This is a genomic window from Sunxiuqinia elliptica (assembly GCF_900113005.1).
Taxonomy (GTDB): domain Bacteria; phylum Bacteroidota; class Bacteroidia; order Bacteroidales; family Prolixibacteraceae; genus Sunxiuqinia; species Sunxiuqinia elliptica.
The window spans coordinates 1-21467 of record NZ_FONW01000009.1 but is presented as its reverse complement, the minus strand read 5'-3'; the positions used below and the strand labels follow the sequence as shown (position 1 = coordinate 21467).

At 41.2% G+C, this 21467-nt stretch carries 18 protein-coding genes; 14 read left to right on the top strand and 4 right to left on the bottom strand.

Annotated elements, in window-relative coordinates:
- Nucleotides 1-23: 23 nt before the first annotated feature.
- Complete coding sequence (locus tag BM156_RS15015; RefSeq protein WP_093920714.1) at nt 24-1319, bottom strand: UDP-N-acetylmuramoyl-tripeptide--D-alanyl-D-alanine ligase; 1296 nt, start codon at nt 1317-1319, stop codon at nt 24-26.
- A 70-nt stretch (nt 1320-1389) separates the two neighbouring features.
- A complete protein-coding gene (locus BM156_RS15010) occupies nt 1390-2844 on the bottom strand; it encodes an SUMF1/EgtB/PvdO family nonheme iron enzyme (protein ID WP_244525750.1) in 1455 nt (484 codons plus the stop codon).
- A 335-nt stretch (nt 2845-3179) separates the two neighbouring features.
- Between BM156_RS15010 and porU the strand changes: the two genes are divergently transcribed.
- The 6 genes from porU to BM156_RS14980 all read left to right on the top strand — a co-directional run bounded on the left by porU (nt 3180) and on the right by BM156_RS14980 (nt 11563).
- Entirely contained in the window at nt 3180-6866 is a 3687-nt protein-coding gene (gene porU / locus BM156_RS15005; RefSeq protein ID WP_093920713.1) for a type IX secretion system sortase PorU, read from the top strand.
- 116 nt (nt 6867-6982) lie between these two features.
- Nucleotides 6983-8149 carry a type IX secretion system outer membrane channel protein PorV gene (gene porV / locus BM156_RS15000; RefSeq protein ID WP_093920712.1) on the top strand — a complete coding sequence of 389 codons (1167 nt, stop codon included), beginning with the start codon at nt 6983-6985 and terminating at the stop codon, nt 8147-8149.
- On the top strand, nt 8146-8631 hold the full coding sequence (gene ispF, locus BM156_RS14995) for a 2-C-methyl-D-erythritol 2,4-cyclodiphosphate synthase (RefSeq protein ID WP_093920711.1): 486 nt from the start codon (nt 8146-8148) through the stop codon (nt 8629-8631). The genes porV and ispF overlap by 4 nt, the downstream gene beginning before the upstream one ends.
- Nucleotides 8628-8993: a CoA-binding protein gene (locus BM156_RS14990; RefSeq protein ID WP_244525749.1), complete on the top strand. Its 366-nt coding sequence runs from the start codon at nt 8628-8630 to the stop codon at nt 8991-8993. Before ispF ends, BM156_RS14990 begins: the two co-directional genes overlap by 4 nt.
- Nucleotides 8994-8995: 2 nt before the next feature.
- Nucleotides 8996-9328, top strand: coding sequence for a thioredoxin family protein (locus tag BM156_RS14985; protein ID WP_093920710.1), 333 nt, complete (start codon nt 8996-8998; stop codon nt 9326-9328).
- Nucleotides 9329-9388: 60 nt separating this feature from the next.
- Nucleotides 9389-11563, top strand: coding sequence for an ATP-binding protein (locus BM156_RS14980; RefSeq protein WP_139218304.1), 2175 nt, complete (start codon nt 9389-9391; stop codon nt 11561-11563).
- Here the strand turns inward: BM156_RS14980 and BM156_RS14975 are convergent.
- Complete coding sequence (locus tag BM156_RS14975; protein ID WP_093920862.1) at nt 11560-13560, bottom strand: urocanate hydratase; 2001 nt, start codon at nt 13558-13560, stop codon at nt 11560-11562. The genes BM156_RS14980 and BM156_RS14975 overlap by 4 nt on opposite strands.
- Before the next feature lie 450 nt (nt 13561-14010).
- On the opposite strand from BM156_RS14975, the gene BM156_RS14970 reads away from it, so the two are divergent.
- From BM156_RS14970 to BM156_RS14935, 8 genes are all read left to right on the top strand, one after another.
- The gene (locus BM156_RS14970; RefSeq protein ID WP_093920708.1) at nt 14011-14604 is read left to right on the top strand and encodes a LemA family protein; all 594 of its coding nucleotides are present in this window, start codon (nt 14011-14013) and stop codon (nt 14602-14604) included.
- 12 nt (nt 14605-14616) lie between these two features.
- Nucleotides 14617-15057, top strand: a complete 441-nt coding sequence (locus tag BM156_RS14965; RefSeq protein ID WP_093920707.1) for a TPM domain-containing protein — start codon at nt 14617-14619, stop codon at nt 15055-15057.
- Between the two features lie 5 nt (nt 15058-15062).
- Entirely contained in the window at nt 15063-15866 is an 804-nt protein-coding gene (locus BM156_RS14960) for a TPM domain-containing protein (RefSeq protein WP_093920706.1), read from the top strand.
- Nucleotides 15867-15974: 108 nt separating this feature from the next.
- Complete coding sequence (locus BM156_RS14955; RefSeq protein WP_139218303.1) at nt 15975-16958, top strand: hypothetical protein; 984 nt, start codon at nt 15975-15977, stop codon at nt 16956-16958.
- A 159-nt stretch (nt 16959-17117) separates the two neighbouring features.
- Entirely contained in the window at nt 17118-17753 is a 636-nt protein-coding gene (locus tag BM156_RS14950; protein WP_170846973.1) for an outer membrane beta-barrel protein, read from the top strand.
- A 272-nt stretch (nt 17754-18025) separates the two neighbouring features.
- Complete coding sequence (locus BM156_RS14945; RefSeq protein ID WP_212733527.1) at nt 18026-18859, top strand: AbiJ-NTD4 domain-containing protein; 834 nt, start codon at nt 18026-18028, stop codon at nt 18857-18859.
- 175 nt (nt 18860-19034) lie between these two features.
- Nucleotides 19035-19943, top strand: a complete 909-nt coding sequence (locus BM156_RS14940; RefSeq protein WP_139218302.1) for a DUF2971 domain-containing protein — start codon at nt 19035-19037, stop codon at nt 19941-19943.
- Between the two features lie 184 nt (nt 19944-20127).
- Nucleotides 20128-20952 (top strand): hypothetical protein, encoded by an 825-nt coding sequence (locus BM156_RS14935; protein ID WP_093920702.1) that lies wholly within the window; start codon nt 20128-20130, stop codon nt 20950-20952.
- A 197-nt stretch (nt 20953-21149) separates the two neighbouring features.
- Here the strand turns inward: BM156_RS14935 and BM156_RS14930 are convergent.
- Nucleotides 21150-21467: integrase core domain-containing protein (locus BM156_RS14930; protein WP_139218301.1), on the bottom strand; the 318-nt coding region annotated here is incomplete at its 5' end.

The window sequence follows — 21467 nt, the reverse complement described above, 5'->3', positions numbered from 1 at the left end:
TTCTATAGTTTATAACAATAGTCTTATTTTAAAACTTCAAGGGCTTTTTCGAGTTTAATTCCTCGGGAACCCTTAATTAGAACAAGACTATTTTCTGTTAGTTTTTGTTGATATAGGTAGTCAGAAAGAAGTTCGACATTGTCGAACTTCTTTGTTTTTGAGGAAGTTCGTGTTTGAGCAAACGCTTTCCCGACTAGGAATTTATGAGCCAAAGTCATGGTTTCAACTTCATCTGCAATCTTTTGATGTTCGACTTCGCATTGAGACCCCAGTTCCAGCATATCACCCAGGATCACAATTTTGTTGGGGTGACTAATGGCTTCAAAATTGACTAAGGAAGCATGCATACTTGTTGGATTGGCATTGTATGCATCCATGATAATTTTGGTTGTTCCAACCGTCATTAGCTGTGACCGATTATTGGTTGGAGCATAATTTTCAATTGCCTTTTGGATTAGCAGCGGGTCAATCTTAAAATACATACCAATGCGGGCAGCAGCCAGAATATTTTCGGTATTGTAAGCTCCAATTAATTTTGATTTCAGATAAAGCCAGCCTTTTGGAAACAGCGCTTTGACTGTCAAGTAGTAGGGCGAGTCCTGAATTTCGCCACGTAAGTCTGCACTTTCTTGTTGGCCATAGCTGAGCTGTTCAAGTCCTGCAGCTTGTTGTGTCAAGAGTTGGTTGTCTGTGTTGATAAAGCAAGCTCGGTCGTGCTTGCGTAGATGGTCGTAGAGTTCTGACTTGGTCTTTATGACTCCTTCAAAGGAACCAAAGCCTTCAAGGTGTGCTTTTCCAATATTGGTAATTATTCCTAATGTTGGGTCAGCGAGCTGGCTCAGTAGTTTTATTTCCCCGGGATGATTGGCTCCCATTTCAATGACAGCCACCTCTGTTTTTTCGGTTATCGAGAGCAGGGTTAAAGGAACGCCAATGTGGTTGTTCAGGTTGCCTTGCGTATAAGTGACCTTGTATTTTTGTTGAAGTACTGCGACGATTAGTTCTTTGGTTGTGGTTTTACCATTAGTGCCCGTAATGCCCAGAACTGGAATTTGGAACTGTTGGCGGTGAAAGGCAGCGAGTTGCTGTAAGGCTGTTAAAACATCTTCAACGATAATGAACTGTTCGTTGTTAGGGAGTGAACGGTCATCAACAATACAGTAGGCAGCTCCCTTGGTGAGGGCATCTGCGGCATACTGGTTTCCATCAAAGTTGGGGCCTTTCAATGCAAAAAAGAGGCTCCCTGGTGTAATTTGTCGACTATCTGTCGTAACGGTTGGATAACTTAGGAAAAGTTGATGAAGCTGTTCTATTTTCATATTTGGGAAAAAATAAACCCCATTTTTTCAAATGAGGTTTAATGGGTTATTGTATTCGTTGTTGTTTTATCTATAAGCCTTGGGGACTTCCAACGCGCGTCATGGCACATCTGAATCCAAGATCGTTTGTGGCCTGATCTTCTTCCAGGTATCTTCTGGTGCCAGGAATTAACCAGTAAGGACGGTCTTTCCAAGAACCTCCTTTATATACACGTACATTGTCTGAAATCAATGAGGAGAATTGTCCGGCCTCATCTTCTTTGATATACATGTCCTGCGTTGACAGCTGATCTTTTTGATCCTCCCAGCTTTGTCCTTCAATGATTTGAGAGCGGTAGTCTCCATCGCGGAAATTACGATAATCTGCAATGGTGTCCTGAATCAGCTCACCAAACTCATTGCGGAGTAAGTTGCCATCATCATCGCGGCGGTATTGGGTAAATATGTTTCCACGGAACGGTTGAAATTCTTCAACATCTTCTTGGTTCAATGGTCTGTAAACATCTGCAACCCATTCGTTGACATTCCCAGCCATACAGTACAGGCCATAGTCATTTGGATTGTATGAATTAACCGGAGCTGTAATGTCTGCATTGTCATTAAGAGATCCAGCCATACCCATCATATCACCTCGTCCACGAACGAAGTTAGCCATCATTTGTCCTCGGTTCTTTTTCGAATCATCTCTTAGGTAGCTTCCGCTCCATGGGTAAAGTTTACGTTCGGTTAAAAGCTCTCCATCGGTGTTTCCAATCAAGCCGTAAGCGGCATATTCCCACTCAGCCTCTGTTGGTAAACGATAGCTTGGTAAAAGCACACCATCTTCCCATTGTAAGCGACGAGGATTCCCTGATGCATCTTCGTAGGGTTTGTCACCATCTGTTCCTTGGAAAAGACCAGCAAGGTAGGTGTCTGTTGTAAATACATTTTGTCCTCCTTGGGAGGCGTCGTGTTGAATGACACCGCGGTCAACCAATATTTTCTCGTTTACCCGGTCCGTTCTCCATTTGCAGTAAGCATCAGCTTGGAGCCAAGAAACACCTACGACAGGGTAGTTGCTGTATGCAGGGTGACGAAAATAATTTTCAATATAGGGTTCGTTGTAGGCTAGCTCTTTCCGCCAAACTAAAGTGTCGGGTAAAGCAGCTTCTAATTTTTCCGGATTTTGGGGATAAACTCGCTGCAGCCAGAAAATATATTCGCGGTAATCAAGATTTGAAACTTCTGTTTCATCCATGTAGAAGGAAGCGACAGTTACCCGTCGAGGCATGTTGTTCCAGTCATACATGACATCTTGCTCAACACGTCCCATGGTGAACGTTCCACCTTCAATAAAAGTTAAGCCTGGTCCGGTAAGTTGGTTGTAATCTCCATCGGCCTGAAAACCACCATTGTCGGGGTTGTTGTATTCCCAACCAGTTGTGCTGGATGTTTTTTTGCCTCCTTTTCCACCTTTACCTAACAATCCACAGCCTGTCACCATGACAGCCAAACCTAGAAATAATAAGGCTTTAAATTTCATCATCAGTATTTACAGTTTGATTTTATTATGCACAAATATAACTAAATTGTTCAATTCTTATTGTTTGCATCTGACAACTTTTTCAGAAGAAATTGTTGATTACTCTTCGTATTTTTGCCTTTTCTGAAAGATTGTTAATGAATTTTTTATCCAGATTTATTAAATATCTTTATTTACAATAATGTACTTTTGACAACGTTTTTAAACTAATCTGTTAGCCTATTTTTCAATATCAGTTGTTTGGACAGAAAACAAATGATTAGCAGAAGTGGCATGAATAAGGAGAGTTTGCCTTGACGTGTACTTGTAAACTCCTTTGTAATAAATAACTTAAACGAATGAAGAAACCTCTACTAATTTTAGTACTAGCTATTTTAACCGGAGTTGTTTTAGGACAAGAGCTTCATCGAGAAATTGATTGGATAAAAAGTGCGACTGGTGGTTTATATGTGAATGATCAGGGGGTGCCACTTTATCAAGAGGCGGTTGTTTTGCAGAAAGGAACTGAGCGACTGAAATTGGTTAATCCGGTTTTTGAGCCTGTTGAGAAAGAGTTGGAAGTAGCGGGTAGCTTGAGTTCTGTTATTGAGGTGAGTCCTCGTTATGTCCAAGGCAAAGATGGTTTTCAGGCAATTGTTGAGTTTGTTCCTCTGGTTGAAAAGGAAGGCGTGCAGCAACGGTTAAAGAGTTTCGATTGGGAGGTGACAAGTTCTTATCAAAAGAACGTGCAAGCAGCAGTTGGCGAAAGCTGGAAAAATTCATCGGTACTGGCATCAGGAAAATGGGTTAAGATAAAAACGAAAGAGAATGGGGTGCATAAAATCCCCTATAGCCAGTTACAAAGCTGGGGATTTAGCGATCCTGCAAAAGTATCCATTTATGGAAATGGAGGATACATGCTTCCCAAGATGAATGATACCTTCTATTTTGATGACTTGGAGCAAAATGCCATAATGCATGGGCAAGATGGTGCCGGAAACAGCTGTATTTTCTTTTATGCAACGGGAACTGTTGATTGGAAACTCAATGAAGAGACTGGGAACTTCACTCCTCTACGGAATGATTATGCGGATGCTGCTTATTATTTTTTAACCGATCAGGGAAGTGTAAAAACAGTTCCTTCCGCTGAAGCAGTCACGGGAACGCCTACTTATGAAACAACAAGCTATTCAGAAAGGGCTTTTTATGAGCAGGAGTTGGAAAACTTGATTCATTCGGGACGTCGTTGGTTTGGTGAAAAGTTTCTGAACAATCAGTCTCGGTCGGTTTCAATCCCATTAAATTCGGTTGCAGCAGGGAGTCCTCTTCGAGTTTCTGTTGTTGGAGCTGCAAGGTCTAGCAGCACTTCAAAAATGGCCGTTCGTTTTAATAACTCATTGGCTGGCAATATCGATTTTGCCGCAGTGAACACAAGCGATGCAATTGGGCTTTATGCTTCTTTAAATGAGGGAGACTTTGAAGTAAATGGGGTAACAGGCACACTGGATGTTAACTTAAGCTACCAGGCTTCGAATAGTAATGCCCGCGCTTGGCTCGATTACATTACAATCAATTACCGAAGCAAAATAGAAGTGGGGAATCAATTACTTTTCCGGGATGTGAAGGGTGTTGGTACTGGGAATATCAGCCGTTACACTTTGTCAACTTCAGGGACAAACTTGACAATTTGGGATGTTACAAATCATGTTTCCCCTAAAGACATTTCGTTTTCGGGAAGCGGTTCAGTAGTTGTTTTTAACGATCATTCAGATGAGCTAAAGGAATATGTTGCTTTTAAAACAACCGGAAGTTTGCCAGAAGTTGAATTGGTTGGTGATGTGAATAATCAGAACCTGCATCAATTGTCAGGAGTGGATATGGTCATTATCTCTCACCCTGATTTTTTGACTCAAGCCAACGAGTTGGCTCAGTTTCACCTCGAGAATGATCAGCTAACAACTAAGGTGCTTACTCCGGCTGTAATATACAATGAGTTTTCTGGAGGTGCTCCAGATGTTGCAGGAATTCGTAATTTCTTGAAATGTTTGTACGATCAACCAGGAAGCTCCTTGAAGTATGTACTTTTGTTTGGAGATGGAAGTTACGATAATAAGAACATTACTGGCAATGCAACCAACTTCATCCTGACTTATCAGTCTCCAAACTCGTTGGTGCCAACATCATCGTTTGTAACCGATGACTTTTTTGTTTTGCTGGATGCAGGAGAAGGGGAGTACACTGGGCTGATTGACTTGGGAATTGGGCGAATTCCTGCAAATACCGTTGAGGAGGCCCAGATCGCTGTTGATAAGATTAAAAGCTATGCTTTGCCTGAAGCTCTGGGGGATTGGCGAAACACCATTTGTTTCATTGGTGATGATGAAGATGTGAACACACACATGCGGCAGGCCGATGCCCTGGCAGATATGGTTAATGAGAAGAATCCTTCCTTTTACACCGACAAAATTTATTTTGATGCTTATGAAGAAAAGTCGACAACGGGAGGTGAACGTTATCCGGGAGTTACTGAGGCAATCAATAATCGGGTAAAAGAAGGAGTGCTTATCTTGAACTACATTGGGCATGCAAATGAGACTGCTTTGGCCCATGAAAAGGTACTTGGTCCCAGTGAAATCGATAATTGGTCGAATACGAATAAGTTACCGATATTTGTAACAGCAACCTGTGAAATCAGTCGTTTTGATGCCGATGAAAGTTCGGGCGGGGAGCATATTCTGTTTAATCCCAATGGCGGAGGAATTGGCCTTTTCAGTACCACTCGGGTGGTTTATTCTACTCCCAATTTTATTTTGAGTAAATCATTCTATGAGCATGTTTTCGAGCAGGATGAACAGGGAAATAACCTGCGAATGGGAGATATTCTGAAGCGAGCAAAAAATGGGGTAAACACCGGTATTAACAAGCGAAATTTCACACTACTGGCAGATCCAGCGCTGCGGCTAGCTTTTCCGCAGTATCATGTGGAAACAGAAACCATCAATGGGCAGTCTGTAGAAAGTTTAACCGATACGATTGGCGCTTTATCGGTAGTAAAGGTTGCCGGAAATGTCTCTACGAACGCGGGGCAGGTATTGTCTGATTTTGATGGCGAGCTGATTGCTGTTGTTTACGACAAAAAATACGAAGTGGAAACACTCGGAAATGGGGGAGAAGATCCTTTTCAATTCGACGTTCAAAATAATGTGATTTACAAAGGAGTTACCACAGTAACCAATGGGGAGTTTGAATTTACCTTCATTGTACCTAAAGATATTTCTTATGCAATCGGGCAGGGGAAAATTAGCTATTACGCCAATGATGGAACAGTTGATGCTCATGGGGTATTTCAGGATTTCAAAATTGGTGGTAGTTCCGGGAGTGTTGTTGACGACCGGCAAGGACCTTCTGTAAACTTATACATGGATCGTCCGGATTTTCAGTCGGGCGATGAAGTTGGAAAAAACGCCTTGCTGATTGCTGATGTGGAAGATGCAAGTGGAATCAATACCATCGGTGTTGGCATTGGGCATGATATTACAGCTGTCCTTGATGATGACTATACCAACATGCTAATACTGAATGATTATTACTTAAGTGATAAGGATAGCTATACCAAGGGACAAATCCTGTATCCAATGAGTGGACTGACGGCGGGAGAACATCGCTTGAAGTTAAAAGTTTGGGATGTTGTTAACAATTCAACGGAGGTTGAAATTCGTTTTGTGGTGAATGAGTCATTAGAGATAAGCGAAGTGGAAGCTTATCCAAACCCGGCAACAGAAAGAACGGAGATTATTTTTTACCATAACCGGCCTGATGAATCATTTGATACAAAAATTGAGGTTTTCAATTTAGCGGGAAGCTTGATTGAAGTTATCAATAAGCGTATTGGTTCGACTGGAGGGCAAAGTTTACCGCTGGTTTGGCAGATTAACGAGAGTCAGGCACTCATTCGAAGTGGAGCTTACCTGTATCGGGTGATGATTACATCGGAAGATGGATATGAAGCGAGTAAAACGGGAAAAATCATTATTTCAAAATATTAATAGGGTGAGAGTATACTTTTTTAGCTAAGCTAACGTTTTCACTTTTGAGTTTTCCTGCTTGGGAACTCTGCTACAATGATATATATTTGCAATTCAATTTTTTGAAACACTTATACATGAAAAGACGATTCGCAGTTCTTACAGTCTTTATTGGACTTAGTTTTTTGACTATTAAGACCTTTGGGCAAAATCACAACTCAACAACAGGGGCTAACACAATTTCAACCGGGGTACCGTTTTTGTCTATTGCACCTGACTCCAGAGCTGGAGCAATGGGAGACGCCGGTGTTGCATCTTCGCCAGATATGAATTCGCAGCATTGGAATGCGGCCAAGTATGCATTTATTGAAAGTGAGATGGGGATTGGCCTGTCTTATACACCTTGGTTGCGTAATTTGGTTGATGACATTAACCTGGCTTATTTAGTAGGATACAAAAGGTTGGATGATTTACAAACAATCAGTGCTTCATTGCGCTACTTCGCTTTAGGAGATATCTCGTTTATGAGTGATGTAGGTAATTTTGAAGGGCAGCAAAGTCCGAATGAGTTTGCTATTGATGTTGCTTATACCCGTTTGCTATCAGATAATTTTTCAGGTTCCGTAGCATTACGCTATATTCGGTCCGATTTGACCGGTGGACAAATGGTGAATGGCGTTCCTTCTACGGCAGGAAATTCTTACGCTGCAGATATCGCTTTTTATTACCAAAATGAAATTCGGGTGAACCGGAAGGAGTCAACGATTTCAGCAGGTATTAATATTTCGAATATTGGTAGTAAAATTTCTTATACCGATGGGGAAACGAAAGACTTTATTCCAACCAACCTGAAACTTGGTGCTGGATATAAAACTGAGCTGGATCGCTACAATACAATTGGGTTTTATTTCGATGTGAACAAGCTGTTGGTTCCAACCCCAAGTGTTGATACTACTGATATCTTCGGAAATCGTTACGGCGAAGATAAATCAGTTATTTCAGGTATTTTTAGCTCCTTTGGTGATGCGCCAGGAGGCTTTAAAGAAGAATTGCAAGAGATTAATTTTTCGTTTGGTACAGAGTACTGGTACAATGAGCAATTTGCTTTGCGTGCAGGATACTTTTACGAGCATGAAAATAAAGGAAACCGAAAATTTATTACGGCTGGAGCTGGCCTAAAACTCAATGTTTTTTCGCTGGATTTTGCCTACTTAATACCCACAGAGCGAAATCACCCCTTGGAAAACACCCTGCGGTTTTCGCTCTCATTTGACTTCGAGTCATTTAGAAATCAACGACGATGAACCCAATTCGAATAGGATACGGATATGATGTACACCGTCTGGCCCAAGGAGAAACCCTCTGGCTAGGCGGTGTTCTCATTCAACACGATAAAGGAACGGTTGCCCACTCGGATGGCGACGTATTAATTCATGCGCTTTGTGATGCCATGTTGGGAGCAGTAAATATGCGGGATATTGGTTACCATTTTCCGGATACTTCCAACGACTACAAAGCCATTGACAGTAAAATACTTTTGGAGCGAGTGCAGAAGCTTGTTGCAGAAAAAGGCTATGTGCTGGGAAATGCCGACATTACTGTTGCAGCACAAAAACCGAAGCTAAAGGATCATATTCCAACAATGGCTGCCAAATTACGCGAGGTCATGAGTATTGCTGATGAGGATGCCATTTCAATCAAAGCAACAACAACGGAACAACTCGGTTTTGAGGGCCGTGAAGAGGGAATTTCAGCACATGCAGTTGTTCTATTAATGAAAAAATGATGAGTAAAAAAACATTGGTAATAGGAGCAAGCACGAAGCCCGAACGGTATTCGAACAAAGCAATACGGGCTTTGCGGAAGCATGGGCACCAGGTGGTTGCGATTGCGCCCCGAAAAGGAGAAGTGGAAGATGTTGTTTTTGACACCGATCAAAAGACCTATGATGATGTCAATACGGTTACGCTTTATGTTGGACCACAGCATCAGCCAAGTTATTATGAGTATGTTTTAAGCTTAAAGCCTCAGCGGGTAATCTTTAACCCGGGGACTGAGAATAAAGAGTTTGCTCAGAAACTGGAAGATAGAGGAATTAAGGCTGAAGAGGCTTGTACGTTGGTCTTATTAAGTATAGGAGCTTATTAAAGATGTTTGAAACAGTTACTTCGTGTGAAGAATATGCTAAGCTGCTTGCTGAGGAGTCAGCTCTTCTTGTTTATTATTCTACTGAAGAGTGCCAGGTATGTCATGTCTTAAAGCCGAAAGTAGGTGAAATGCTTGCCGAAAATTTTCCCAAAATGAAAGCGCTCTACGTCAACCTAAATCAAGCTCCGGAAGTGGCGGCTCAGAACCGGATTTTTACAGTACCCACCGTCGTCGTTTTGTTCGATGGGCATGAGTATTTTCGTAAAAGCCGCAGTTTTGGAGTCGAAGAGTTGCGAAATGAAATTTCACGTCCATATCAACTGATGTTTTCTTAATTTATTTTTGACAAGCTGGTAAATAAGTTTATTTTTACCTAACAATATAAAGGGTTTGTCTTGAATAAGTTATTGGTTCGTATCATCATGCCTGCCCTGTGGCTATTGGTTCAGTTTGTCTCGTTGGCAGGAAACTCCAAAATTGACAGCTTAATGACGTTGGTTCCCGGAAAAGAAGGAACTGCATTGGCTGACCTCTACCTGGAAGTATCGGAAGTATATAGCTATACCAATCCATTAAAAAGTATTGAATTTGCTGAGCGTGCTTTAGCCGTTGTTGATACGGTTGCTAATCTGGAGCAAACGTGTTATAGCTATTTGCTTATTGGGAATGGCTACATCAATGTTGGTGAGTTTCAAAAAGCGAAGCCTTATATTGATCGAGGCTTGGAGCGAGCTGAAGGGCTTGGAGATGCCAAGTACATAAGTGTAGGTAAAAGTGCACTGGCAGCTTATTACATGAATATCGGCAACTATGATCAGGCGCTGCATCTTTTTCAGGAAACCTTGCAAACAGCCATCGCTAACAAGATGGAGGACCGGGAAGCCCGAGCTCGCCTAAACATAGGAGCCATTTATACCACCACGGGCGAACGGGCAGAAGGGCTACGTTACATGACTGAGGCCTTGCGCTATTTCGAATCTGTTGGCAATCGAACAATTTCTTCCCGTATTTTAAACAACATTGCTGTAAACTATCATAGTTGGAAAGATTATGATTTGGCATTAAAATATTACCGACGAACACTCAGAACCTACGAGGCGGAAAGCAATTATTTAGGTAAAGTCATGGTCTTGAATAATATTGGAGAGATCTACAAAGATCAAGGGCATTACGAGATGGCCTTAAAGTATTATGACCAGATTTTTGACTTGGCAGACCAGCATGAAGTTTCTGCTTTTTATATGGCGGTAGCAAAGGTTGGTATGGCTGATACCTATTTTAAGTTAGGCGAAAGAGCGAAAGCCAAGCAATATGCAGAAGAGTGCTTAACGGTATTTAAGCAGGCAAACATGCAGGAAGGTGTTGTGCATGCTCAATTGGTTTTAGCAGAGTTGGATTTTGAGAAAGGAAATTTGAATAGCGCCTTGAGTCAGACAGAAAATAGTTTGCAGTTAGCCGAAACAATGGGAATCCAAGAATTAGTTCAGGAGTGTTATCTCTTAAAATCTCAAATACTCGAAGCTCAAAATCGTTATCAGGAATCACTGAGCAGCTATCGGCACTTTGTGGCCATTTCGGATTCGTTGATTCGTGAAAGGCAGCACCATCAACTGGCATTGCACCGCGCTGAAGTTAATATTTCAGAGAAGGAAAGTGAGATTGAACTGTTGCAAAAGGATAATGAAATTAAAGATTTGCAATTAACTCGTCAAAAAACACAGTCGCGTACCTTGATTATTGCTGTTGGTTTGTTGATTGTCGTTATTGCTTTGTCATTGAGTTACAACAAAGCCCGAACAAAGTCAAATATTCTTTTACAGGAAAAGAATAAGCAGATTACGGATCAGCACGAAGAGTTGTTGCGGGTAAATCAAACCAAGGATAAGTTTTTGTCGATTATTGGACATGATTTGCGTAATCCGATTGGGGCTTTTAAAGACATGGTTAGTCAGCTGGCTGAATTCCCAGAGATGTTCAATGAAGAACTTCGGAACCAAATCCTTGAGGAGCTTCGTGATGAAGCTGAGAGTACTTATTTTTTGCTCGACAACTTGCTTTTATGGGCTAAAACCCAGAAAAATAGCATTCAATTTAAACCGGAAAAGCTGAAGCTGAATTTGGTGATTAAAAACAACATCATTTTAAATACCCGGATTGCTGCTCGTAAAAAGATCACTTTGAAATCGGCTATCTCTGATGATGTTTTAGTTAACGCAGACCACAACATGATTGACTTGGTTATCCGAAATTTACTTTCAAATGCCATCAAATTTACCCCGGAAGAAGGCAAGGTCAACATTCTGATAAAAGATGAGGATACTGACTTCATTGAGGTAAGTATTAAAGACAATGGCGTCGGAATTCCGGAGAAAGATTTGCCTCGTCTTTTAGATCCTAACGACCACTTGTCAACTTATGGTACAGGCAACGAAAAAGGCTCGGGACTTGGTCTGATTTTATGCCGCGAGTTCATCGAAATGAACGGTGGTAAACTAGAAATTCAATCCCGAGTAGGACGCGGAAGTACCTTCAGTTTTACGCTAAAAAAATACAGGGCTGAACAAGCCTAAAATAAACCGTCTAACATCTCATCAGAGCTCTCATGAGGTAAGGTTACTTTAAGGTTGGGATTGGCTTCCATAGCTCGCTTAATGGCAAAAACAGCTGATGAGTTCCCAGCCCAGTTACGACGGGCAATCCCATTATTCACATCCCAATGAAGCATCATTGCTAAGCGCTTGTCTGATTCGGCACTGCCATCAATGGTGAGCCCAAAGCCGCCGTTGATTGACTCGCCCCAGCCAACGCCACCACCATTGTGAATGGAAACCCAGCTGGCTCCCCGGAATGAATCCCCAATGACGTTTTGGATGGCCATATCAGCCGTAAAGGCCGAGCCATCATAGATGTTTGATGTTTCGCGGTAAGGTGAATCCGTTCCTGAAACATCGTGGTGGTCGCGCCCCAGAACAATCGGAGCAGAGATCTTTCCATCCCGAATTGCTTGGTTAAAAGCTTGTGCCAGTTTGATGCGTCCTTCTGCATCGGCATAAAGGATGCGGGCTTGAGAACCAACAACCAATTGATTTTTACCTGCTTCTTCAATCCAATGAATGTTGTCCTGCATTTGCGATTGAATTTCAGCGGGAGAATGTTGGTAGATTTCGCGCAGTACTTCGGCTGCAATCTCATCTGTTTGCGCCAGGTCAATGGGATCTCCCGAGGTACATACCCAGCGGAAAGGGCCAAAGCCGTAATCGAAGAACAGCGGGCCCATAATATCTTGTACATAGGATGGATAGCGGAATTGCTGATCCGCTTTAAACACATCCGCTCCGGCACGGCCAGCTTCCAATAGGAAGGCATTACCATAGTCCCAGAAATACATGCCTTTTGAAGTCAGTTTATTGATTGCTGCAACATGCCGGCGCAGGGTTTTATAAACTTCTTCTTTAAATTGTTCAGGTTGTTCGGCAAGCATTTGTTTGGCTGTTTCAAAATCGATTCCGGCAGGATAGTAGCCACCTCCAAATGGGTTGTGCAGTGATGTTTGATCTGAACCGAGATCAACCGCAATATTTTCGTCTGCAAATTTTTCCCACAAATCAACAATGTTACCTTGGTAAGCAATTGAAACCGCTTCCTTGTTTTGTTTGGCTTCCTGCATCCGAACGATTAGCTCATTCAGATTTTCATAAACCTCGTCAACCCAGCCTTGCTCATGACGAACCTGTGTGGCTTTGGGGTTAATCTCGGCAACGACTCCAACCATACCGGCAATCTTAGCTGCTTTGGGCTGAGCGCCTGACATACCGCCTAAGCCGGAAGAAACGAAGATTTTTCCAGCCATGTCGGTGGCTCCTTGCAGGCGAGCGGCGTTCATCACGGTAATGGTGGTTCCATGCACAATTCCCTGTGGTCCGATATACATGAATGAACCTGCAGTCATTTGTCCGTATTGAGTGACTCCAAGCGCATTCATACGTTCGTAGTCATCACGTCCCGAATAATTCGGGATCACCATCCCATTGGTGACTACTACCCGTGGCGCATTGGGATGGGATGGGAAAAGTCCCATCGGATGGCCTGAGTATAAAACAAGGGTTTGATCATCTGTCATTTCAGACAAGTATTTCATGCAAAGGCGATACTGTGCCCAGTTTTGGAAAACAGCCCCATTGCCTCCGTAGGTAATGAGCTCGTGTGGATGTTGGGCCACGGCATAATCCAGGTTGTTTTGGATCATCAGCATGATACTGGCTGCTTGAGTTGAATGAGCTGGGTAGTCGCTAATTGGCCGAGCTTTCATCTCGTAATCCGGACGCAGTCGGAGCATGTAGATCCGCCCATAAGTGTTGAGCTCTTCAGCGAACTCAGGTGCCAAAATGGCATGTTGCTCTTCCGGGAAATAACGCAGTGCATTTTTTAATGCTTGAATTTTTTCAGCTTTCGAGAGAATGTCTTTTCGCTTGGGGGCGTGATTGATAGCCGGTTCATAGGCTTTTTTGGGGGGAAGTGGATTTGGAATACCTTCTCGGATTGCTGCTTGAAATTCTATTTTTGTCATAACCGGAATTTTTTGGTTCACCTTTTGAATAATTAGCTCTAACGACAAAATTGGGACTTTCCCCGAAAACAAACATTGATTTTCGTTCGGTTTTGTGATATTTATACTTCGGACATTTGGATTTAGATGTATGGCTTCTCAAATATTCGGACGACTTTGAATGGTAGATTTTAAGCTTACTATTGGAGGAAGGATAAAGGGAAGATCGAAGAGATTGAGAAGTTTAAGGTAGGATGAATGCACCAATCGTTCATTGGATTGTTAGGGAATATATGGGAGAGTTCAATCGTTTTTTATTGAATTTTGGATAGATAGTTTTAAAATAATAAAACACTCAGGACAAAAGATTTTTTGACACAAAGGATAGCGGTTTTAAAATAAGGGTTTGGGGCTACCATCCGGAAATTTGAGAATCAGAAAGTCTTGCGTCTTGGCTTTAATTTAGAAAATATGAAGAAGACTTGGATCATTTTAGCGGTTATCGCCGTTGTGGTGTTGTTGATTTATTCCTCGGTAAAAGGAACTTATAATAATATGGTGACTCAGGATGAGGCGGTCAATGCGAACTGGGCACAAGTTGAGAACGTGTACCAACGTCGGGCAGATCTTATCCCCAACTTGGTGAATACCGTGAAAGGATATGCGGCTCATGAGCAGGAAACCCTGGAAGGAGTGATCGAAGCTCGTTCAAAGGCAACGGCTGTAAACGTTAAGCCTGAGAATTTGAATGCGCAGTCTTTGCAACAGTTTCAGCAAGCGCAATCGGGCTTGAGCTCGGCTTTGAGCCGATTGATGGTGGTTGTGGAACGTTACCCTGACCTGAAAGCCAACCAGAACTTTTTGGATTTGCAGGCTCAGTTGGAAGGAACTGAAAACCGGATTACCGTTGAGCGTCGGAAGTTTAACGAAAGTGCCCGCGCATTCAATACGTATATCCGTACTTTCCCAAAAAATATTTATGCGAATCTGTTCGGCTTTGATAAGAAAGCCTACTTTGAAGCAGATCAGGGAGCAGAGAAAGCACCTGAAGTAAGTTTTGACTAAAAAAGCAAGTGTATGTCAGCACAAACATTCTTTTCAGAAAAAGAGAAAAAACAAATAACTGATGCCATTAAGCAGGCCGAGTTAAACACCTCGGGAGAGATTCGGGTGCATGTGGAAGGGAAATGCCCGGAAGATGTATTGGATCGTGCTGCTTATTGGTTCGAGAAGCTAAGTATGCACAAAACAGAACTACGCAATGGCGTCCTGTTTTACTTGGCGGTAGCAGATCGTAAGTTTGCCATTTTGGGAGATGCCGGAATCAATGCGAAAGTCCCGGAAAACTTTTGGGAATCCATTAAGGCAAACATGCTAACACAGTTTAAGGAAAGCCATTTTGCCAATGGATTGTCAGCGGGAATTACGATGGCCGGAGAACAGCTTAAGGCTCATTTCCCCTATCAAACGGATGATGTAAATGAATTATCAGACGAAATTTCGTTTGGTGAAAAATAGAGGATATGTTAAAAAAAATCATACTTGTACTAACACTTTTTGTAAGTCTCACCAGTTGGGCACAGGAGATTCCTGAACGTCCGAATCCGCCACGGTTGGTTAATGATTTAGCCAATGTGTTGTCCGATGCGGAGGAACAACGTTTTGAAATGGAACTCGCACAGTTTGCCCGCGAAACATCAAATCAGATTGCAGTTGTAACTGTTCCTAGCCTGAATGGTTATCCAGCGTCTGATTTTGCTTTTCGACTAGGCGAAGCGTGGGGAATTGGTCAGAAAGACAAGGATAATGGAGTTGTTGTGTTGTTTAAACCCAAAACCAATGCTGAACGTGGACAGATATTTGTCGCAGTAGGTTATGGTTTGGAAGGGGTGATTCCCGATGCTGTCGCTAATCGTGATATCATCGACTACGAGATGATTCCTCGGTTTAAACAAGGCGACACCTTTGGCGGCTTATATGCCGGAACGCAGGTCATTATGGGACTGGCCAAAGGTGAATTCTCGGCACAGGAATATCACGAGAAAGCCTCAGGAGGGAGTGGCGGATTTCCGTTTATCTTTTTGCTGTTTATCATTTTCTTCTTTATCATTCCAATTTTTCGGGGACGACGACGTTATTATAGCACCGGAGCACGAGGAAGTAGCCTGCCATTTTGGTTGCTAATGGGCGGCATGATGGGATCCGGACGGAGTCATGGTGGTTCGTTTGGTAACTTCTCCAGTGGTGGTGGAAGCTTCGGCGGCGGAGGCTTTGGTGGCTTCGGCGGCGGAGGTTTCGGTGGCGGCGGCGCTGGCGGAAGCTGGTAAAACCAACTGCAACAAAAGATATTTTATAAAATCCGGTTTTTAGAAGCCGGATTTTTATTTGCGATATAAATTGTATTACAGGTTTGAAAATTGTAAAAACGGATGAAGATGAAACGATCAAAAAGAATATTACTGAGTGGACTGGTGGGGACCATGCTGATTGCCTGCGGACCTCAAGCGAATAAATCAGAAGCCGAAAAAGAGTCGGTGGTTGTGGAGAACGCTGTTGAAAAAACGGTCAAAAAGACGATTGCTGGGAATTATGTGACGCCCGATTATTTCAAGCGAAGTGAAGGCTATGATTGGGTGGGCGTGAAGGTTGTACAGAAGAATGAAAAGCAGCTTGCCATTGCTGTTCGCTCACGGGCGGATAAAAAGCGGCCAACCTGTACCTGGGATGTTACGGCCCGGGAGATCTCGGAAGGCGTTTTTCGTGCAGTGGTGGATGAAAAACCGGTTTTGTTTGCTTTTGAAGGCGATCAACTAACCATTAAGACTGAAAAGGCGGAAGATGAAGGCGTGTTGTATTTCTATTGCTCAGGAGGAGCAACCGTTGCTGGTAGTTATCAGAAAATAGCGGAGGAGTTGGATCCGGAGCAGGTTGATCAAACCCTTTTTAGCCAGGTGCTGCAACTGCAGGGAATTGGCTTTCACGTATCGAGCAAAATGAAGGAAGGTAAAAACTGGCTAACCATTGCACCCTTTGGATTGGAGATCTCAAACCGTTCGGTTGAGCACGAAATGGATGGGCAGGTGGTTTGGGCCGAAGTGGAAGACCTGAACAGTGATGGCTCGCCCGAAGTGGTGGTTTTCATTCGCAACGAAGAAACCACCAAAGGAACGGTGATTGCCTATTCGGTAAACAATCGCAAGTCTATGAGCGATGTTTACTTTCAGGATATCAAATTCGATTCTTCCATCAACCAAGGCTACGAGGGCGGCGATGAGTTTGCCATTGTTGAAACGATCCTGAGCCAGCGCTTTCCCATTGCAGGAACCAACAAGATGCGCCAGGTGAACTACGAAATGGTCAACGGGGAATCTTCCCGCGTATTTAAAGTGAAAAGCGTGAACGAGTTTGAACGGCCGTAAGCTTTACTGAAGATATAGGTAACAAGAGCTCTGATCTTTATTGAAAAGGTCGGAGCTCTTTTGTAAGGACGTCATTGAACTATGTTGGCTAACATCAGGTATTTATCCCATGAATTAGTTATCTTCAATCAACGATCAGTCAGCTCTAAAACTGAAAATATGAAGTCAGCCAGGCATTGGATACATCTTACCGGAATACTGTTTTTAGCTTTTCTTAGTTGCTCCAATTCTTTTGGACAAGAGTCAAATCATGCTTTTGGATTTAACCTGCAGTTAGCTCATTACATTTCGAACGACCGAGAGCATGATGAGCATTTTATGCCGATTAATCCCGGCTTTGAATTGCTCTATAAACATCCGTTGAAGAATGAGCTCTCGCTTATTTCAGGTGTTAACTACTCGTATAGTCGTTGGAAGAAAACATTCGCTACGGCGACTTATTTCAGGCGGTCAGCCCATGAGTTGGCTATTCCCTTGCTCATTGAAAAGTCAATCGGACAAAGATTTTTTCTGATGTTTGGAACATATTGTGGCTGGTTAATAAGCGGCAAAGCAGAAAGCCAGAATAAAAATAACCCCAACTGGATTGATGTCACGAAGTATAGCAACTACTCCGAGAGCTCAAGATTCATGGCTGATCTTTGCTTGTCTGCAGGGGCGAGGCAACAAATAGGTTCAGCACATTCCGTCTCAATTGCCCCCTTTATCAGGTATAAGCTTAAAGATCATTGGATGAAGGAGGTTCGCACCAACACATACGTGGGTGTTAGTATTTACTATTTCATTGGGCTTTGAGACTGGTTTTCCTCTTTGCTGGCGCGGTTTTGCAAACCGTGCCTTGCTTGTAAAAGCAAGAAGTTAGTTGCCTTGAAGGGCAAGGCACAAAATGCAAATTTGCGCCAGCGGCGGGTCGCCGGAGAATTCTCCAACTATACTTTATCCATCATTTACAACTCAAATAAAAACAAACTAACAATATCAATTATTATTACTAATTTAATGCCTCGCATGGACGATGGATAAAACACTAGAACATTGCCAGCCTCATTAAAAGAATAAGAACGATAATGATGAATAAAGAAACATTTTCAAAAAGACAAGGACTCTTTTCTATAGAAGAAAAAGAAATTACTGTTCGAGAAGACGCTCCAATAGGACTTCGCGGATTTTTAAGAATGGCTTTTTATGGCTTAAATAAGAAACCATCTGACTTAAGAGCAATAACAACAAGAGTTCTAAAAATACCCCCAGACAACAATAACTGGTCTGAATATCCAAACATTGACGATGAAGTAGGACAACATTTAGATTATTGTGAATGGTATTTAGTTTATGACATAATCGAAACAATCATTCAGAAACTAAACCCACAAGACAAAGCAACATTTACAAATGAGATAAATGAATACTTTATTACAAATGGAATAGGCTGGAAAATTGTAAATGACCAGATTGAAACCCGGGGTGATGACGTATTTGAAATAGCTGTAAAAACAGTCGAAGCAGTTCTTGAAATAGCAGAACTTCAAACAGCTAAGATAGAGATTAGAGAAGCACTTAACGACTTGTCTAGACGACCAACACCTGACCTAACAGGAGCGATTCAACATTCATTAGCTTGTTTAGAATGTGTCACAAGAGAATTTACTGGAGACAAAAAATCAACACTTGGAGACCTAATGAAAAAATTTCCCGGAGCGATTCCTCCTCCACTTGACCAAGCAGTGACAAAGATTTGGGGGTTTACGTCAGAACAAGGAAGACATTTAAGAGAAGGGAAAGCACCTGAATATTTAGAAGTTGAATTAGTTGTTGAAGTAACGTCAGCAATTTCGACTTATCTAGGTAAAAAACTCGGAGGAATAACTCCAAAAACAGAGACAGATGACTTACCTTTCTAACAAAAAATACGGCTGGTTACAATGTGTAAATTTTATAGCGGGGACGGTGGGGGACGTTGTCTGTGCTTCTTTCTTGACCGTCATGTCCTAGCGGACACTAACATTTTTTGAAATCAGCAACGACAACTTGCAAGTGACCGTTAAGGAGAATTTGAAGGCATATTTGGTGAATATTATGATATTATATAAATACAGAGAAGATAACGAAAATACAGAGAAAATATTTACAGATAAGAAAGTTTGGCTTTCAAATGCACTTGGATTAAATGATCCTTTTGAGTGTTCAATACAAGAAATTGCAAAAGACTGGATAAATAACAAGATTCTAGAATCTAAACAGGGTCATATTTCAGGATTTGTTCATAGTGCTCAAATGTCTATTAATAAAAGATCAGATTTTTACGGATTAACTCCGAAACAAACTAAAGAATATTTAAAGAAATTCTTAAAAAGGGATTTTGGACATCAATACGAATCATCAAGGGATTTTATAACTAGAAAAACAGGCAGAATAACTTCAAACCCAAACAATACTTATATGAATTTTGATAAACAATTAAATGAAGTTGGCATATTTAGTTTATCAGAAACCTCATTAGATCAATTAATGTGGTCCCATTACGGTGGAAATTCTAAAGGAATTGCATTAGGATTCGAAGTCAAGAAAGGAAATAAACTTGCTAATAAAGATCATTGTTTAAAAGTTAATTATAGTGATATATTACCAAAGCATAATCCTGATGGTTTTTTAGTACAAGTTGATTTTATGGCGACAGGTGAGAATATTCAAAGAATCTGTTTTAATGATCCAACTTTGCAATTGGCAATTGCAACAAAACCAACCTGTTGGTCATACGAGCGAGAATGGAGATACGTTGAAGAGAAATCTGGTCTTTATAATTACCCTGGTAAACTGAAAGAAATTGTTTTTGGGCTAAACTGTAAACAAGATGTAAGACAGAAATATTTAAAGCTGATATCAAATCATTTGCCAGAAAATATTGAGATCTATGAAATTACTAATGAACCAAATACAAATCAAATTAATAGAAAAAAATTACCTCTTGCTGGCGCGGTTTTATAAACCTGCCTTGCTTGTAAAAGCAAGAAGTTAGTTGCCTTGAAGGGCAAGGCTCAAATTGGAAATTTGCGCCAGCGGAGGAGTACGAAAAAGATTCCGCAATAGATGTAGTTCTGGATAATTATAAACTCCTCTTAAACTTTTAATACGAATAATCCCAGAATAAAATTTGAAAATAGATTGTTTGATGAACTTAGATAACGAATACTTATACTTACCTGAAAAATACTGGAATAAACACAAGCAGTGTGAATTATTTGTACGCCAAATCGAAGAGTTTATTGTCGATGAAACTTACAATGAGTTACGCTATCAAAAGTTTGACTTAGAATCAGAAAATGATTTGAAAGAAGATGAACACATCTTTGATTATCTATTGAGGAAGGAAAAATTTGAGGAACATGACAATTTCGTAAGAAAAAGTCTTGTTGATGCATTAATAATAGATGTTTGTTACTTTCTGCAAGAAGCGCTAGCAGCTTCCAAAAGAAAAAGATTAACTGTTACTTTTTCATTGCTTCGCAAACCTTTTGTATATCATTTACCAGTATTTTTAAGATTATTATTTGACGATGAATTCTTAAATAACTTTAATAACAAAGAAACATTTGACGTAAACTATCTTAAGGAAGAAAAAAAGAAAGAACTAATAAAAGAATCATTATCACTTCTTTTAGGTGCAAAATCATTGACTGAAGAAGAAATTTATGAATGGATTTTTAATCAAAACAACCCAGATAGTTTAATTAATCTTACAAATAAAGCATTGCATTTATCGACAACTCGAAACAAAAACAATAAGACTGAAATACAAAATCTAAATTTCATTTTCTCTAATCAAGATGATATCGAGAATTTATGGAGTTATCTCTATACATATATTCCAATTTTGTTGCTATACCTCGTAGAAGTAATCGAACCTTTAGTTTTTGCAATGATTGATTTGCCTGAGAATTTTTATGAAAATAGATTAAAAGAAAGAATACTTATAATGACAAAAAACGTTTGCTAACACAGTGCCATATCGCATAGTGGGGTTTGGTGGTGTGCAAGCCGTGGCTCTCGCATCATCGTTCAGTCTTTCCGGACAGGAACGCTCTCCGAAATCTGCCCCGACAACATGTAGCAACCGTTGTACGCAATTATGAAAGAACTTGACAAAAAAGAAATAATTATAAGTACTGCTGTAGCCTTACCTCTTTTGTAGCCTTACCTCTTTTCAGACAGCTCTAAATTAGACATTTCTTTTAAATGTTTATCTGGTTTTGTATTAGGGTATCCCCCAATACAAAAATCGCTTGCATACTTCCACGGGCTTACTTTTCCCAAGGCATCATGAGGATGGTTGGTGTTATAATCCTCCATCCATTGATAGGATAAATTTCTTACTTGATTCATATCTTCAAACAAATAAGCATCCAGTACATCTTCCCTGAACAACCTATTAAACCGCTCTACATAGGCATTTTGCATTGGACGACCAGGTTGTATGTACAGTATATCAACCTGGTTGGCTTTGCACCATTT

Bases quoted from the DNA above. Each gene is read 5' to 3' on its own strand.
- BM156_RS14975 (WP_093920862.1), bottom strand. From the start codon at position 13,560: ATGACAAAAATAGAATTTCAAGCAGCAATCCGAGAAGGTATTCCAAAT.
- BM156_RS15015 (WP_093920714.1), bottom strand. From the start codon at position 1,319: ATGAAAATAGAACAGCTTCATCAACTTTTCCTAAGTTATCCAACCGTT.
- porV (WP_093920712.1), top strand. From the start codon at position 6,983: ATGAAAAGACGATTCGCAGTTCTTACAGTCTTTATTGGACTTAGTTTT.
- BM156_RS15010 (WP_244525750.1), bottom strand. From the start codon at position 2,844: ATGATGAAATTTAAAGCCTTATTATTTCTAGGTTTGGCTGTCATGGTG.
- BM156_RS14990 (WP_244525749.1), top strand. From the start codon at position 8,628: ATGATGAGTAAAAAAACATTGGTAATAGGAGCAAGCACGAAGCCCGAA.
- BM156_RS14945 (WP_212733527.1), top strand. From the start codon at position 18,026: ATGATGAATAAAGAAACATTTTCAAAAAGACAAGGACTCTTTTCTATA.
- BM156_RS14970 (WP_093920708.1), top strand. From the start codon at position 14,011: ATGAAGAAGACTTGGATCATTTTAGCGGTTATCGCCGTTGTGGTGTTG.
- BM156_RS14940 (WP_139218302.1), top strand. From the start codon at position 19,035: ATGATATTATATAAATACAGAGAAGATAACGAAAATACAGAGAAAATA.
- BM156_RS14985 (WP_093920710.1), top strand. From the start codon at position 8,996: ATGTTTGAAACAGTTACTTCGTGTGAAGAATATGCTAAGCTGCTTGCT.
- BM156_RS14960 (WP_093920706.1), top strand. From the start codon at position 15,063: ATGTTAAAAAAAATCATACTTGTACTAACACTTTTTGTAAGTCTCACC.
- BM156_RS14935 (WP_093920702.1), top strand. From the start codon at position 20,128: ATGAACTTAGATAACGAATACTTATACTTACCTGAAAAATACTGGAAT.
- porU (WP_093920713.1), top strand. From the start codon at position 3,180: ATGAAGAAACCTCTACTAATTTTAGTACTAGCTATTTTAACCGGAGTT.
- ispF (WP_093920711.1), top strand. From the start codon at position 8,146: ATGAACCCAATTCGAATAGGATACGGATATGATGTACACCGTCTGGCC.
- BM156_RS14965 (WP_093920707.1), top strand. From the start codon at position 14,617: ATGTCAGCACAAACATTCTTTTCAGAAAAAGAGAAAAAACAAATAACT.
- BM156_RS14955 (WP_139218303.1), top strand. From the start codon at position 15,975: ATGAAACGATCAAAAAGAATATTACTGAGTGGACTGGTGGGGACCATG.
- BM156_RS14950 (WP_170846973.1), top strand. From the start codon at position 17,118: ATGAAGTCAGCCAGGCATTGGATACATCTTACCGGAATACTGTTTTTA.